Origin of the sequence: Brevundimonas sp. (assembly GCF_036676055.1) — a bacterium.
Taxonomy (GTDB): domain Bacteria; phylum Pseudomonadota; class Alphaproteobacteria; order Caulobacterales; family Caulobacteraceae; genus Brevundimonas.
Genome location: NZ_JAKFDS010000022.1, coordinates 1 through 15,501, shown reverse-complemented (window position 1 = coordinate 15,501; position 15,501 = coordinate 1). Strand labels below are relative to the sequence as shown.

The 15,501-nt window shown below is 68.2% G+C and carries 14 protein-coding genes; 6 read left to right on the top strand and 8 right to left on the bottom strand.

Going from position 1 to position 15,501, the window contains the following annotated elements; translation table 11 throughout:
* A partial coding sequence (locus V6M45_RS04405; RefSeq protein ID WP_332654337.1) for a phosphomethylpyrimidine synthase ThiC occupies positions 1–535 on the top strand: 535 nt, incomplete at its 5' end.
* A 191-nt stretch (positions 536–726) separates the two neighbouring features.
* Positions 727–2,472, top strand: a complete 1,746-nt coding sequence (locus V6M45_RS04400; RefSeq protein WP_332654335.1) for a DUF262 domain-containing protein — start codon at positions 727–729, stop codon at positions 2,470–2,472.
* Between the two features lie 48 nt (positions 2,473–2,520).
* Here V6M45_RS04400 and V6M45_RS04395 read toward each other — a convergent pair whose 3' ends face one another.
* A complete protein-coding gene (locus tag V6M45_RS04395; RefSeq protein WP_332654333.1) occupies positions 2,521–3,186 on the bottom strand; it encodes a DsbA family oxidoreductase in 666 nt (221 codons plus the stop codon).
* Positions 3,187–3,420: 234 nt separating this feature from the next.
* Positions 3,421–3,894 carry a hypothetical protein gene (locus V6M45_RS04390; RefSeq protein ID WP_332654332.1) on the bottom strand — a complete coding sequence of 158 codons (474 nt, stop codon included), beginning with the start codon at positions 3,892–3,894 and terminating at the stop codon, positions 3,421–3,423.
* Between the two features lie 231 nt (positions 3,895–4,125).
* Here V6M45_RS04390 and V6M45_RS04385 point away from each other — a divergent pair, with 231 nt between their 5' ends.
* From V6M45_RS04385 to V6M45_RS04370, 4 genes are all read left to right on the top strand, one after another.
* Complete coding sequence (locus tag V6M45_RS04385; RefSeq protein ID WP_332654331.1) at positions 4,126–4,716, top strand: hypothetical protein; 591 nt, start codon at positions 4,126–4,128, stop codon at positions 4,714–4,716.
* Positions 4,717–5,076: 360 nt separating this feature from the next.
* Entirely contained in the window at positions 5,077–5,670 is a 594-nt protein-coding gene (locus tag V6M45_RS04380; protein WP_332654329.1) for a hypothetical protein, read from the top strand.
* Between the two features lie 137 nt (positions 5,671–5,807).
* Entirely contained in the window at positions 5,808–6,911 is a 1,104-nt protein-coding gene (gene hppD / locus V6M45_RS04375; protein WP_332654327.1) for a 4-hydroxyphenylpyruvate dioxygenase, read from the top strand.
* Positions 6,904–7,095, top strand: coding sequence for a hypothetical protein (locus tag V6M45_RS04370; protein ID WP_332654322.1), 192 nt, complete (start codon positions 6,904–6,906; stop codon positions 7,093–7,095). Before hppD ends, V6M45_RS04370 begins: the two co-directional genes overlap by 8 nt.
* A 21-nt stretch (positions 7,096–7,116) precedes the next feature.
* On the opposite strand, the gene V6M45_RS04365 is transcribed toward V6M45_RS04370, so the two are convergent.
* From V6M45_RS04365 to rpsA, 6 genes are all read right to left on the bottom strand, one after another.
* Positions 7,117–10,401, bottom strand: a complete 3,285-nt coding sequence (locus V6M45_RS04365; protein WP_332654321.1) for an error-prone DNA polymerase — start codon at positions 10,399–10,401, stop codon at positions 7,117–7,119.
* Positions 10,398–12,020 (bottom strand): Y-family DNA polymerase, encoded by a 1,623-nt coding sequence (locus tag V6M45_RS04360; protein WP_332654320.1) that lies wholly within the window; start codon positions 12,018–12,020, stop codon positions 10,398–10,400. Before V6M45_RS04360 ends, V6M45_RS04365 begins: the two co-directional genes overlap by 4 nt.
* Positions 11,926–12,585: a hypothetical protein gene (locus tag V6M45_RS04355; RefSeq protein ID WP_332654319.1), complete on the bottom strand. Its 660-nt coding sequence runs from the start codon at positions 12,583–12,585 to the stop codon at positions 11,926–11,928. The genes V6M45_RS04360 and V6M45_RS04355 overlap by 95 nt, the downstream gene beginning before the upstream one ends.
* 491 nt (positions 12,586–13,076) lie before the next feature.
* Complete coding sequence (mscL, locus tag V6M45_RS04350; RefSeq protein ID WP_332654318.1) at positions 13,077–13,493, bottom strand: large-conductance mechanosensitive channel protein MscL; 417 nt, start codon at positions 13,491–13,493, stop codon at positions 13,077–13,079.
* A 2-nt stretch (positions 13,494–13,495) separates the two neighbouring features.
* On the bottom strand, positions 13,496–13,783 hold the full coding sequence (locus V6M45_RS04345) for an integration host factor subunit beta (RefSeq protein WP_331030139.1): 288 nt from the start codon (positions 13,781–13,783) through the stop codon (positions 13,496–13,498).
* 214 nt (positions 13,784–13,997) lie between these two features.
* A partial coding sequence (gene rpsA, locus V6M45_RS04340) for a 30S ribosomal protein S1 (protein ID WP_332654265.1) occupies positions 13,998–15,501 on the bottom strand: 1,504 nt, incomplete at its 5' end.

Sequence of the window (15,501 nt, the reverse complement as noted above, 5' to 3'; positions counted from 1 at the left end):
CTACACGCTCGGGCCGCTGACCACCGACATCGCCCCCGGCTACGACCACATCACCAGCGCCATCGGCGCGGCCATGATCGGCTGGTTCGGCACGGCCATGCTCTGCTACGTCACGCCCAAGGAGCACCTCGGCCTGCCCGACCGTCAGGACGTCAAGGACGGCGTCATCACCTACAAGATCGCCGCCCACGCCGCCGACCTGGCCAAGGGCCACCCGGCCGCGCGCCTGCACGACGACGCCCTCAGCCGCGCCCGGTTCGAGTTCCGCTGGGAAGACCAGTTCAACCTCGGCCTCGACCCCGAAACGGCCCGCAAATACCACGACGCCACCCTGCCGAAAGAGGCCCACAAGACCGCCCATTTCTGCAGCATGTGCGGCCCGAAATTCTGCTCGATGAAGATCAGCCAGGACATCCGCAGGGACGCCCAGGCCCAGAACGACGCGGGGGGATCGCTGGGCGAGGCGGAGGCCGGCATGGCGGAGATGAGCGCGAAGTTCAGGGCCGGGGGCGGGGCCATCGAAGTGAAGGTCTGACCCCTCGCGTCTCCTCCCCATCGCGGCTCGCGATGGGGAAGGGGGACCGCCCGGGCGCCTCGGACCGGGTGGTGGAGAGGGGGGGGGCACCGGGGGTAGTGTTTGCCCTGCGATAGCCGCGCCACGGGAAGTCGATTGAATGGCGCACTGACCCCCTTTAGCGTGATCTACTAATCCTTGGGGGGAGGTCCATGGCTTCCAGGTCGAAACTCACAAACAGCTCTGATGAATCCGAGATCGCCGGGCTCCTGTCCGGGGACTTGGTTTATGAAATTCCGTATTTCCAACGACCTTACAAGTGGAAGGCTGATCGCCTTCAGAAATTGGAAGAAGATATAAAAGCTGTCGTGGACGGCTCCGTTGACTCCCACTTCATGGGAGCGATCATTATGCATGGCCGGAGATCGAACCCATCAGAACCCACAAACTATGAGCTCATAGACGGGCAACAGCGGCTCACGACTATATTTCTGTACATCTGCGCTGCCGTTAAGTGCCTATGCAAGAATGGACTTAGAGATGAAGCCGCATCCTTGTTTCAGAAATATCTGGTGTTAGGCCGTTCAACGAGCCTGATATCAAATATTAAACTGCATTCTTGCGGCGAAGATAGAGGCCAAATGAATGTTGTGATGTCAGATTTGATAAGCGACCTCGCTTTCCTTGAAAAGCTTGGCTCGAATTTCAAGCCTCGACCGCTTCCCAATACGGGAAATCCGTCCGGCACTCTCCTGCGCAACTATCGATCCGCCCTGCGCTTCATGGACAATCAGGCAAAGGAAGGGGGAACAGACCGGGTTCGCGACGTCTATGTGGCGATGTTAGAAAAGATGAGCGTAGTTCAGATTGATGTTTGGGACCCCACCAATGGGCCAAAGATATTCGATAGCCTAAACTCCAAGCAAGAACCGATGACAATCGGCGATCTTGTGAGGAACGATATTTTCTCTCGGGTTGCCGGTAGCAATCCATCAGAGATCGAACTTATTGACCGGGATCAATGGCAGCCATTCTACCAACAATTTGTCCACGAAAGCAGAAACCACTTCGAAAGCTATTTCTTTCCGTTCGGACTGATCCATAATCCAAATCTCACGAAATCGACGACGTATGGCCAACTGAAGGAAAGATGGCAGAAGCTCGATGAGCCGTCTTTGGTCATCGAGGATCTTCGGCGTTACCAGAACGCGTTTCTGGACATCGTTACCGGCGCGAACTCTCAAGGCCACCCGAAGGATGTCGCCGCCGCCTTCAAGCGCCTCTCCTCTCTGAGGGCTCCCAACTCGACTTACCCATTCATCATGCAGCTCTCGGAGGAGACACGAACAGGCACCGTGTCGCCCGCTGCGGCGATTGCGGTCGCCGGTTTAATCGAGAATTTCCTGGTCCGTAGAGCGCTAAGCGGCATTGAGCCGACCGGCCTGCACGCCGTATTCAAGAGACTCTGGATGGATTGCGCCGGAGACATATCTCCAGCCAAAGTGAAGAGCCTCATCCGCTCTCGCACGACGGTCTCATGGCCAACTGACGACCAAGTAATTGACGGCATCAAGTCCCGGCCGATGTACGAGGCCACGATCCTGCCCTTCATTATGCGAGAGTTCGATCTGTCGCTGGGCGGCGACGCTCCCACTAACGTTCCATGGATCGAGCACATCCTGCCTCAAACGCTATCAGATAGCTGGAAGTTGGAGTTCACAGACACCCAGCATCGTGAAATGCTTCACTTGCTCGCAAATCTCTTGCCCTTGGCCCCTGACATGAACAGGGAGTTGTCGAATCGGCCGTATGACAAGAAGCGCGAGCGCTTTAAGGCGGACTCTATGTTCAAGACTACAAGGAATTTTGCCGCCGAGTATGACGCTTGGACGCCAGCGTTGCTTTCCAAGCGGTCTGAACAACTGGCGCAGTGGGCAGTATTGAGATGGCCAGGCTAGAGTGTCAGCCACCGTGCCGGCACTGCCTGCCCCCCCTCAAGGGGCAAGCTAGGATTCGGCGGCCATCCCCCGCAACGCCTCCTCGAACACCCCTGCCGGTTGCCCGCCCGAGATCAGCCACTTCCCCTCCACCACCACCGCCGGCACGCCGTTGATCCCGCGCGAGACCCACAGCGCCTCCGCCGCCCGCACCTCGGCCGCATAGCGCCCCTCCGCCAGCACCGCCTCGGCCTCGGCGCGATCCAGCCCCGCCGCCGCCGCCGCATCGGCCAGCACCCCGGCGTCCGTCATCACCCGCCCCTCGGTGAAGTGGGCCCGGAACAGCGCCGTCTTCAGCGCCTTCTGCGCCTCCAGCCTCACCGTCTCGCCCGCCCAGTGCAGCAGCCGGTGGGCGTCGAAGGTGTTCCAGATGCGGCTCTCCTCGCCCATCCGCATCTCGAAGCCCGGCCAGGCCTCGGCCGCCCGCTGCGTGATCATGGCCCGGTTGGCCGCCGACTGCTCCGGCGTCGAGCCGTATTTGCGGCCGATGTGGTCGACGATGTTCTCGCCCTCGGGCGGCATCTGCGGGTTCAGCTCAAACGGCTGGAAGCGGATCTCCGCCTCTATCCCCTCCCCCTTCAGCCGCTCCAGCGCCTCCGTCAGCCCGCCCAGGCCGACCACGCACCAGGGGCAGACGATGTCCGAGACGAAGTCGATGTGCAGGGTGCGGGGCATGGCGGGGTCTCCGGTGGCTACCTCATATGTCCCTTCTCCCCTTGAGGGTCGAGGAGGGTCGCATGCGACCCGACGAGGGGTGCCCCCGGAGGGGGCGGATGAGGGGTGAGACACCCATGCATCCGGGCAGCCGCCGATCTTCCCGCAGCGTGCGAGCCGAAACAGCCCCCTCATCCGGCCCTCCGGGCCACCTTCTCCCTCGAGGGGAGAAGGATTCGCTGTGCCGCCCTCGCTTCAGGAACACTCGCCCGAGGTCATCGCCTCGATGGCCTGGTCGCGGCCGCGCAGCAGGCCGGCGATGGCTTCCTCGATATTGGGGCCGCCGCCGGCGCGCAGCTGCCGCTCCATCAGGGCGTATTGCTGCGTGATCTGGTCGATCATCAGCTTCTTCGTCGCCAGCAGTTCGGCGCGGCAGGCCGCCAGCCGCTCGGCCTCGAGGCGCTCCTCCTCGGTCCGGTCGTCCACCAGATCGGCCAGCAGCTCTTCTTCCAATGCCTCGCGCTCACGGCGGCGGCGTTCCTCGTCGCGCCGCGCCGTATCCGCGTCCTCGGCTTCCTCGCGGTCCAGATCGGCCTGCAGCGCCTCCAGCCGGTCCGCTTCGGCCTGGGTCATCATCTGGCCCGCCTGCAGCTCCTGCGCCGCCGCCCCGCCCGCGGCCGCCCAGACCAGGCCGCACGCCGCCGCCCCGATGATCGCCCCACGCGCCATGTCCGCCTCCCGCTGATGAGACGCCCAGCCTAGGGGCCTTCCCCCCGCCGGTGCGGACTCGGCGACAAGCTTTCGACAAGGACGGGTCTTCCTTGAAACGAATGTGTTTCACCCCTCATCCGGCCCTCCGGGCCACCTTCTCCCTCAAGGGGAGAAGGGCTCCATCGCCTCTACGCCCCCGCCCGCCGTTCCCGTCTTCCACCGGTCGCAAACCCGCGTTAGCTTGACCGTATGAAACACGTCCTGCCGCTCTCCGCCTTCGCCCTGCTCGTCGCCGCCTGCTCGCCCGAGGCCCCGCCGCCCGCCGACGCGCCGGCCTCGGACGCGGCCGCCCCGGCGCGCCCGGCCCCGACCCAGCCCGGCGAGGCCCTGCTGGAGGCCGACGGCTTCATGCCCGCCAACCCGGGCGGCCACGGCACGGGCCGCAAGCTCAGCTTCGGCGAGCCCGAGACCGACGTCGTCGCCTTCATCACCCGCCTGCGCGGCGACCAGCCGCCGCGGCGCGCCGCCAACGCCGAATGCCCGGCCGGGCCGCTGGCCTTCGCCGACTGGGGCGACGGTTTCCAGCTGGCCTTCTCCGAAGGCAAGTTCGCCGGCTGGACCGCCGCCGAGGGCGCCCCGCACGGCTTCGCCACCCTGTCTGGCATCCACATCGGCTCCACCCTCGCCGACCTCCGCGCCGCCCACCCCGACGTCGTGGTGCGCGAGGACTCGCTCGGCCCCGAATTCTCCGCCGGCGAGATCTACGGCACGCTCTCGGGCACGGGCGACGACGCCGTGGTGACGACGATGTGGGCCGGGGTGAACTGCGTGTTCCGGTAAATCCCCACCGCTATCGTCATCCTCCGGCAAGCGGCGCAGCCGCGCAGACCGGGGGACCCAGCGGCGCCGAAGGCGATCTGTTCAGGCAGGCTGTTGGGAACAGTGGCGCTCCCGACAGGGTCGCGCTCGCGCGCGCCGCTGGGTCCCCCGGTCTCCCCCCGCTTTCGCGGGGTTCGCCGGAGGATGACGAAAGCAGGGGAACGCCCCCTGACGCTGTGCTGGCGATCCGCGGAATTATAGTCGGACACAGCCGAATTTCCCCCGCCCCTTCAACGCCCCGGCCGTTTCTCGACCCTGTCTTCCCGCCTGAGAAAACAGCGGGCGCATACTTTCCTCCGCGAAAACGAGGAAGCCACGCCCATGCCCGATGGAACACCGACCCGCGACCCCCGCCCCTTCGACGGCGGTCATTTCAACGCCCCCGACGGGGTCTGGCTAAGGGTCCGCGACGACTATCTGGGCGGCATGTCGGCGACCGACGCCTGCCGCCGCCACGGCGTCGGGCTCAGCGCCCTGCGCGCCCGGGCCGCGCGCGAGGGCTGGCGCCGGATCGACCAGCCCTGGGCTCCGCCGCCCAACGCCCTCGACCCCGAGGACGAGGGTCTGAAGCTGGAGGACCGCGTCGGCGGCGATCTCGACAAGGTCGACCTGTGCGAACTGTCCTTCGTCGCCTATCGCCGCATGATGCGCGCCGTCATGCGCGGGGACGCAACGGCGGCCCTGCGCTGGCGGCAGGTGATGCGGGCCATGGACCAGGAGGAAGCCGAGCTGGACCGCGCCATGGCCCAACACGAGGCCCTGCGCCACGAACGCGCCGGCTGGGCCGAACAGGCCGACGGGCAGGCGGCCGAACGCGTCGCCCTCGCTCTCGACACTCCGAACAGTTCGGACGGTTCGGACGGTTCGAACGGTTCGGACGGTTCGGACGGTCTAGACCGGGTTTCATCCGGGTGAAATCCGGCGGCCAGCGTCACGGCCTCTCCCCCCGCCTCCCCTGCATGTGACCGCGCCAAACCTTGGCTTGTCGGCCTCGCGCCACTAGGTTCCGCCGCAACGACGGCGGACCGCCGCGAGCCATCAGGAGACGCCCCATGCACGACGCGCCCCAAACCGAAGCCGGAGCCCGGCTGGACAAGGAAAACCCGCTCGGCGTGGACGGCTTCGAATTCGTCGAATTCACCGGCCCGGATCCGGCGGCCATGGTCGCCCGGCTCGAGCTGATGGGCTTCACCCCCACCCATGTGAACCCGGCCAATGACGTGGTGCGGCTGAAGCAGGGCGACATCACCCTGCTAGTCAACCGGTCGCCGAAGGGCCAGGCCGCCGACTTCGCCGGCGAGCACGGCCCCTCGGCCAACGGCATGGCCTTCCGCGTCCACGACGCGAAGGCGGCCTTCGAGGGGGCGGTGTCGCGCGGCGCCAAACCGGCCGAGGGCCACGACGGCGGCGCCCTGGCCGGCGGCTATCCCTATGTGCTGCAGGGCATCGGCGGCTCGCTGCTCTACATCATCGACCAGTACGGCGAGCAGGGCTCCCTCTACGACGGCTGGGACGAGATCGAGGGCTGGGAGGAGGCCGAGCGCAAGAACTCCGTCGGCCTGTTCAGCCTCGACCACCTGACCCACAACGTCCGTCGCGGCCAGATGCGGACCTGGTCGGGCTTCTACGGCGACGTCTTCGCCTTCGAGGAGCAGAAATATTTCAACATCAAGGGCAAGGCGACCGGCCTGCTGTCCCAGGCGATGATCGCGCCCGACCGCGCCATCCGCATTCCCCTGAACGAGAGCCAGGACGACAACTCCCAGATCGAGGAGTTCCTGCGCCGCTACAACGGCGAGGGCATCCAGCACATCGCCCTGGCCACCGACAACATCTTCGAGACCGTCGAGGAGATGAAGCGGCGCGGCATCCCCTTCCAGGACACCATCGAGACCTATTTCGACCTGATCGACAAACGCCTGCCCGGCCATGGCGAGGACGTCGCCCGCATGCGGCTGAACCGCATCCTGATCGACGGCTCCGACGAGGACGGCCTGCTGCTGCAGATCTTCACCCAGGACACCTTCGGTCCGATCTTCTTCGAGATCATCCAGCGTAAGGGCAACCAGGCCTTCGGCGAGGGCAATTTCCAGGCCCTGTTCGACTCCATCGAGCTGGACCAGATCCGGCGCGGCGTCATCAAGGTGGATGCCTAGGCCCCCGTCCTGGCTGCCCTGGCTCGGCCCGCTGCTGGCGGCCGGGATCGGGGCGGCGGTCGGGGAATACGGCCTCGGCGGCGGCTTCTGGACCGTGCTGATCGCGGCCCTGGTCGGCGGCTTCGCCCCCATCGTGGGCTACCGCGTGTGGAAGTGGCGGCATCACCGGAAAGGCCAGGGGTGATGGGCTGGCGGGTCAGCCAGGCTAGTGGAAGTCCCGCGACCCCGGCAGCACCCGCACCTCCCGCGGATGCCGCCCCCGGGCCGGCTGGTGGGCCGATCCCGGGGCCGCGTCGGGGGTCAGGTCGCCCAGCATCGGGGTCCAGTCCTCGAGGTGCTCCACGACCAGATGGGTCACCCCCTCGGCCGTCTGCACCTTGCCGCGGGCCAGCACCATGCGGGCGCCCATCGCGACCGGCCGCAACCGTTCGAACACATCGGGCCACAGCACCAGATTGGCCACGCCGGTCTCGTCCTCCACGGTCATGAAGCAGACGCCCTTGGCCGTGCCGGGCCGCTGGCGCACCAGCACCACCCCGCCCACGGCGACGCTTCGGCCGTTGGGACGCGCCGGATAATCGCTCGCCGCCAGGGCCCCGGCCCGAGTGAGCCGCTCCCGCAGGAAGCTGACCGGATGCCCTTTCAGCGACAGCCGGATGGTCTGGTAGTCGCCCACCACCTCCTCCGACGGCGCCAGCGCCGGCAGGGCCTCCGGCGGCCGCCCGTCGGTCTCCTCCAGCCCCATGACCTCGAACAGCGGGGCGGTCGCCGCCGGCGCTGCGCCCCGGGCCGCCCACAACCCCTGCCGCCGCGTCAGCTCCAGCGAGCCCAGCGCGTCCGCCTCCGCCAGCCGGTCCAGCGCCGCCGGCGGCAGCCTCGCCCGCATCCGCAGATCCTCCAGATCGGCGAACGGCCGTCCCGCCCGCGCCTCCGAAATCGTCTCGGCCCAGGATTGCTTGAACCCGTCGATGGCGCGAAGGCCCAGACGCAGAGCGCGGCGGCGCCGGCGCGACCGCTTCTCCAGCGTGGCGTCCCAGTCGCTGGCGTTGACGTCCGGATGCCGGACCTCCACCCCGTGCTCCCGGGCATCCCGCACGATCTGCGCGGGGGCGTAAAACCCCATCGGCTGGCTGTTCAGCAGACAGGCCGCAAAGACATCGGGGTACAGCCACTTCACCCAGGCCGAGACATAGACCAGGTGGGCGAACGAACAGGCGTGGCTCTCGGGAAAGCCGTATTCGCCGAAGCCCTTGATCTGGTTGAAGCAGTTCTGGGCGAAGTCGGCGTCATAGCCGCGCGCGATCATTCGCCCGACCATCAGGGTCTCATAGTCGCCGATGTTGCCGTTGTGGCGGAAGGTCGCCATCGCCCGCCGCAGGCCGTTGGCTTCATCGCCGGTGAATTCCGCCGCCACCATGGCGATCTTCATCGCCTGTTCCTGGAACAGAGGCACGCCCATGGTCTTGCGCAGCACATCGGCCAACTCCTCCGGATTGCTCGCCGAGCCCGGCATGGAGAAACGATAGCTGCCTGCGCCATGGTCCTTTTCATAAGCGCGCCGCTCCAGCCGCCGTTGCAGGTAAGGGTGCACCATCTTGCCCTGGATCGGTCCCGGCCGGACGATCGCCACCTGCACCACCAGATCGTAGAATTCGACCGGCCGCAGGCGGGGCAGCATCGACATCTGGGCCCGGCTCTCGACCTGGAAGACGCCCAGCGAATCCGCCTTGCACAGCATGCGGTAGACGCCGGGGCGCTCCCTGGGCACGGCGGCGGTGTCGGGCAGGGAGCGGCCGTAGGCGGCTTCGATCATGCGAAAGGCCCGCTTCATCGCCGTCAGCATGCCCAGGGCCAGGACATCGACCTTCATCAGCTTGAGGAAGTCGATGTCGTCCTTGTCCCACTCGATGAAGGTTCGGTCGGCCATGGCCGCATTGCCGATCGGCACGATCTCCAGCAAGGGCGTCCGGCTGAGCACGAAGCCGCCGACGTGCTGGCTCAGGTGGCGCGGGAATTTGATCAGCTCGGCGGTCAGCTCCAGCGCCAGCTGCATCCGGGCGTCGTCCCGGCTCAGACCCGTGCGGTCGACATGGTCGACCTTCACCCCTTCGCCCCACGAGCCCCAGACGGTGTCGGCCATGCGGGCGGTGACATCCTCGGTCAGCCCGAGCGCCTTGCCGACGTCGCGGATCGCCGAGCGGGGCCGGTAGTGGATGATGGTCGCCACGATGCCGGCGCGGTCGCGGCCGTAGCGGTCGTAGACGTACTGCATCACCTGCTCGCGCCGCTCGTGTTCGAAATCGACGTCGATGTCGGGCGGCTCGGAGCGTTCCGACGAGATGAAGCGCTCGATCAGCACATCCTGCTGCGTGGGATCGACATTGGTGATCTTCAGACAGAAGCAGATCACGGAATTGGCGGCCGAGCCCCGACCCTGGCACAGGATGGGATCGGGGCGGGATCGGGCCCAGGCGACGATATCGTGGACGGTCAGGAAGTAGGGCGCGTAGCCCAGCGACCGGACCAGTTTCAGCTCCTTGTAGATCGTCGCCCGGATGCGGGCCGGGACGCCCGCAGGCCAGCGGGATCGCGCGCCCTTCAACGTCAGCCGGGCCAGCCATCCTTGCGGAGAATAGCCCGCCGGCACGGGCTCTTCCGGATACTGGTAGCTGAGCTCCCGGAGCGAAAAAGTGCAGGCCCGGACGACGTCCATGGTCCGCGACAGCGCCGCCTCGTGGCCGCGGAACAGGCGCGCCATGCGGGCGGGCGGCTTCAGATCGCGCTCGGCGTTGGCCTGCAGCCGGCGGCCGGCCTTGTCGATGGTGGTCCCCTCGCGGATGCAGGTCAGGACGTCCTGCAGCCGGCGGCGGTCGGGGTGGTGGTAGAGGACGGCGTTGGTGGCGATCATCGGCGCGCCGGCGCGGCGGGCCATGGCGGCCAGCCGGTTGAGGCGGCGGCGGTCGTCGCCGCGCCACAGGGGCGAGGCGGCCAGGTACACCGTGTCGGGCCAGGCGCGGCGCCACGCTGTCAGCCGGGCCTCGAAGGCGGCGTCGGGGCTGTGGGGCGCCGGGACCAGGGCGATCATGCCGGCGCCGAGGGTGACCGCCTGGTCGAAGGTCAGGCGGGTCTCGGCCTTGGCGATGCGTTCCCCGTCGGGGTCGGCGCCCGGTTGCGGCACCACCTCGCTCTTGCCCAGGGACAGCAGGCGGCAGAGGCGGCCGTAGGCGGCACGGTCGCGGGGGAAGACGATCAGCTCGGTCCCGTCGGTGAACCCGAGCCTCGCGCCGATGACCAGGCGGATGTCGGCCTGTTCGGCGCCCATCAGGGCCCGGACGATGCCAGCCAGGGTGTTTCGGTCGGCCACGCCGACGGCGGCCAGGCCCAGCGCCTTGGCCTGGAGCATCAGCTCGCCGGGGTGGGAGGCCCCCTCGAGGAAGCTGAAATTGCTCATGGCCCCGAGCTCGGCGTAGGCGCCGTCCCAGCCGGTCACGCCAGAACCCCGTGCATCCACCAGCTGGGGGCCCGCTCCTGCCCCGCCCGGGCCGGGTCGCCGGTGTAGTCGCGGCCGTAGAGGCCCTCGCGGAAGACCCAGTAGCGGCCGCCCTCGGCGTCCTCGAGGCAGTAGTAGTCGCGGGTGCGGGCGCGGGCGGTGCGCCACCATTCCGGAGCCAGACGTTCGGGACCTTCGGCGCGGATCACCCGGCGCGGGGCGCGGCGCCAGGTGAAGCGGGCCGGAGCGCCGTCGGGGAGGTCGAACAGCGGGTCGTGGATCGGCTCCGGCGGATCCAGCAGCAGGATCGGGCGGCGGCCCATCTCGCCCGGATCGGCGACGACGCGGCGGCCGAGGGCGGGACGCAGACGGTCGGCGCGCTCGGGGATCCAGCTGTCCTCGGCCTCCGGCGTCAGCACCCGGTCCTCGCCCAGCCGCGCCGTCAGCCGGTCGATCAGGGCGGCGAGGCTCTCGGACTGGCGGACCTCGGCCTCGCTCTCCAGCGCCGCCTGTCGGGCCGCCATAGGCTCGACCAGGTCGGCGGTCAGCATCAGGGCGTCGAGGCCGAAGCCCAGCTCCAGCCGGCCCAGACCGGCCTCGCGGAACAGCCGCAGCCAGACCCCGACATCCCGGCCCGGCTGGCCCATGCGGACCGACAGGGCGGTGGTCCGGCCGTCCGAGCGGAAGCCGGTCAGGGTCAGGGCCCGGGCCCCCTGGCCGTCGCGCTCCAGCGGGGCGGCGAGGTCGGCGGCCAGTTCGGGCAGCCGCGCCGCGACCCCCTCCAGATCGCCGACCGGCTCCATCCACGTCTCCCACGCGCGGTAGCGGGGCGGCGGGCGCAGCGGGGTCAGGGCCTCGCCGACGTGGCCGAGGGCCTGATCCAGCCGCTGGACCAGGGCGACCCCGCCGTCGTTGCGGAAGCGGCGGGCCAACCCGGCCCGGGGCATGGGATAGAGGTCGCCGATCCGCTTCAGGCCGAAGCGGCGGGCCTGGGCAAGGGTCCGGTCCCGGATGCGCAGGGCCTCGACCGGCAGGGGGGCGAGGCGGTCGCGGACATCGTCCCCGGTGGCGATCGGCCCCGCCCCGCTCTCCTCCCCGTCCCCGCCCCAGCGGGCGAGGGCCCAGGCGGCGCCGGGGGTGGGGCCGAGGGCGACGCGGGCGGGGGCCCCCGCCTCCATCAGACGCTCACGGATCTGCCGCAGCAGGGCCGCCTCGCCGCCGAACAGATGGGCGGCGCCGGTGACGTCGAGAAACAGGCCCTCCAGCCCCTCTTCCGAAGGATCGACGCTGACCGAGGGCGACCAGCGTTCGGCCCATTGCGCCAGCGCCGTCAGGGCCCGGGCGTCGGCGGCGGGATCGGCCGGCTGGCCGATCAGATACGGGATCATGGCCCGGGCGTCGGCCTGGGTCTGGCCGCGCCGGAGCCCGGCCCGGCGGGCGGCCGGATTGAGGGCGTGGATCACCGCCGCGCCCCGGTGGTTCTTGAGGATCAGGGCGAACGGGTTGCGGGGGTCGTCGACCGGCTCAGGCGGCGAGGCCGGACGACGCGCCCGTTCCAGCGATCGACGGCGGACCGAAATCGGCCAGTCGATCAGCCAGACGGAGACGATGCGTCTCATCATCCTGCTCCAGCATCCAGGCGCCCGGCCGTTCGCCGCGCCCGCGTGTCAGTTCGGCCAGAAGGCGGGCCGGCCCCGGGGCCCGGTCGTCCTCGGGGTCCACGGCGCCGGGCCGGGTCGAGATGCGCCAGCGGCGCCGGGCGGCGCTGAGCCCCGTCTGGGCGCGCGACAGTATCAGCCCCGTCGCCTCGCCCTGTTTCGCCGCAAAATCGAGCCGTCGGGTTTGCGCCATCGTCGCCCCCTCGACCGCGCCCAGCCCCATAGCCACCGCGCCCGAGCGCAGCCCCTGCTCCATCGCCCACAGCGCCTCTGCCAGGGTCGCGGCCGGGGCGAGGATCAGGGGGACGCCCGCCAGGCCGGGACCGTAGGGCCGGCCGTATTCGACGAACCAGGCCTTGGGCGCGGTCATCAGCACCGGCCGGGCGTCATCCGGGCGCCGGCGCGACAGGGCGAACAACAGGGCCGCGGCCACGTCGCGCGGCAGGGGCGCGCAGGCCTCCTCAAGTGGGGCGGGCGCTTGCGGGAACGGGTCCTGTGACAGGGCGGGCGAGGGGGTCATGATCATTCACAAGAGGAATGTTCATTGTTTGTTCCCGTATAGGGACGGAGTCAAACGGGGAATCGGATTCGTCGCCGGAGGAGATTTTTATCCGGGTGTTATTCGAAAACACCGTCCGAACCGTCCGAACCGTTCGGATTGGCGGCGATACAAGCATCCCATCAGAAAGCGCCGCTGAGCCGCCACGCCTTGCGCCAGATTTTCAAAGACCCGCCGGGCCGCAAGGCCGAGCGGGTCTGACATGGGAGGGGAGAGTAGAGGATCAAGAGGGAAGAGGAATAAATTCCTGATGCGCCAAGATGACAAGAGGAAGCACCGGGCCCGCCCCTCCCGTCATCCTCGGGCTGGACCCGAGGATCAGAGGTTGGGCTTGGCTGTGCTTCAGGGACGGCCCCGGCGGCCGGCGGCCGCACTTCGTTGACGGAGCACCGGATGGTCTGGCCCTCGGGTCAAGCCCGCGGGTGACGACGGTGGGGGAGACGGAGGTGGAGAGCCCCCTACCGCCGGGCCTTCAACTCGTCGCGGATCTCGGCCAGCAGGGCCTCGGTGGCTGTCGGGGCGGCCGGCGCCGCTTCCGGTTCGGCGGCCTGCTGGCGGCGCAGGCGGTTGATGCCCTTGACCAGCAGGAAGACCACGAAGGCGACGATCAGGAACTGGAGCAGGGTGTTGATGAAGGCGCCGTAGCCGATGGCGACCTTTTCGACCGCCTCGGTGGCCGGGTTCTCGGGCTTCAACACCCATTCCAGCTTCGAGAAATCGACATTGCCGAGCAGCAGGCCGACCGGGGGCATGATCACCTGATCGACCAGGCTGGTGACGATCTTGCCGAAGGAGGCGCCGATGATGACGCCGACGGCGAGGTCGACGACGCTGCCCCTGGCCGCGAATTCCTTGAACTCGGTCAGGAGGCCCATGGTCAGGCGTCCGACGCGTTCAGCCGTTCGCGCAGTTCCTTGCCGCTCTTGAAGAAGGGCACCGCCTTGGCCGGCACGTCCACGGTTTCGCCGGTGCGCGGATTGCGACCGGCGCGGGCCGGACGGCTGCGCACCGAAAAGGCGCCGAAACCGCGCAGTTCGACCCGGCCGCCGTCGCCCAGCGCCTCGACCATGCGGCCGAGCACGATGTTGACCACCCGCTCCACCTCCGCGTGGGTCAGGTGGGTGTTCTCGGCCGCGAGCTTCTCGATCAGCTCGGATTTGATCATGTCAGGCCCCCGCCCTCCAAAGCCCTTCCCAGAGCCATACGGGTGCATCCGAAACCCGAATGCAATCCCTACCTTAGCCTCCGTACCGCGATGGCAAAAGGCCCGACTCCCGGAAATGTCGGTTAGTGGACGTTTACCGTGGCGCCAACCGATACGAAAAGGGGCGGCCGGATCGCTCCGGCCGCCCCGTCTCATTCACCTTGCGGCTTGAGACCTACTCCTTGGAGCCGGCCTTTTCGCGCAGGGCGGCGCCGAGGATGTCGCCCAGCGAGGCGCCGGAGTCCGACGAACCGAACTGTTCGACGGCTTCCTTCTCGTCCTTCATTTCGAGCGCCTTGATCGACACCGAGACGCGGCGCGAGGCCTTGTCCATGCCGGTGACCATGGCGTCGACGCGATCGCCGACGGCGAAACGCTCGGTGCGCTGTTCGTTGCGGTCGCGCGACAGGTCGGACTTGCGGATGAAGGCGGTCGCCGGGGCGTCCTCTTCACCGAACTTGACCTCGATGCCGCCGGTCTCGACCGCCGTCACGGTGACGGTGACCTGCTGGCCCTTCTTGAAGGTGTCGCCTTCCATCGGATCGCCGCCGAGCTGCTTGATGCCCAGCGAGACGCGTTCCTTCTCGACGTCGACGTCCAGCACCTTGGCCTTGACGGTTTCGCCCTTGCGGTAGCGCTGGATGGCTTCCTCGCCCGAGACGTTCCAGTCGAGGTCCGACAGGTGGACCATGCCGTCGATGTCGTTGTCGAGGCCGATGAACAGGCCGAACTCGGTGGCGTTCTTGACCTCGCCCTCGACGGTCGAGCCGATCGGGTTGGCGGCGACGAAGGCGTCCCACGGATTGTCCTGGGCCTGCTTCAGGCCCAGCGAGATGCGGCGCTTGGAGGCGTCGACGTCCAGCACGACCACGTCGACTTCCTGCGAGGTCGAGACGATCTTGCCGGGGTGGACGTTCTTCTTGGTCCAGGACATTTCCGAGACGTGGACCAGGCCTTCAACGCCGGCTTCCAGCTCAACGAACGCGCCGTAGTCGGTGATGTTGGTGATGCGGCCCGACATCTTGGCGCCGACCGGGTATTTGGCTTCGACGCCATCCCACGGATCGGCCTGCAGCTGCTTCATGCCGAGGCTGATGCGCTGGGTGTCCGGGTTGATCTTGACGATCTGGACCTTGACGGTGTCGCCGACGGCGAGGACCTGCGAGGGGTGCGAGACGCGCTTCCACGACATGTCGGTGACGTGCAGCAGGCCGTCGATGCCGCCCAGATCCACGAACGCGCCGTAGTCGGTGATGTTCTTGACCACGCCTTCGCGGACTTCACCCTCTTGCAGCTGGCCGACCAGCTCGGTGCGCTGCTCGGCGCGGGCTTCTTCGAGGATGGCGCGACGCGAGACGACGATGTTGCCGCGCGGACGGTCCATTTTCAGGATGGCGAAGGGCTGTTCCTTGCCCATCAGCGGAGCGACGTCGCGCACGGGGCGGATGTCGACCTGCGAGCCCGGCAGGAAGGCCGAGGCGCCGCCGAGGTCGACGGTGAAGCCGCCCTTGACCCGGCCGATGATGGCGCCGTTGACCGGCTGGCCTTCGGCGAAGACGACTTCCAGACGGGTCCAGGCTTCTTCGCGGCGAGCCTTGTCGCGGCTGATGACGGCTTCACCCAGGGCGTTCTCGACGCGCTCGAGGTAGACTTCGACGTTGTCGCCGACCTTCGGGATG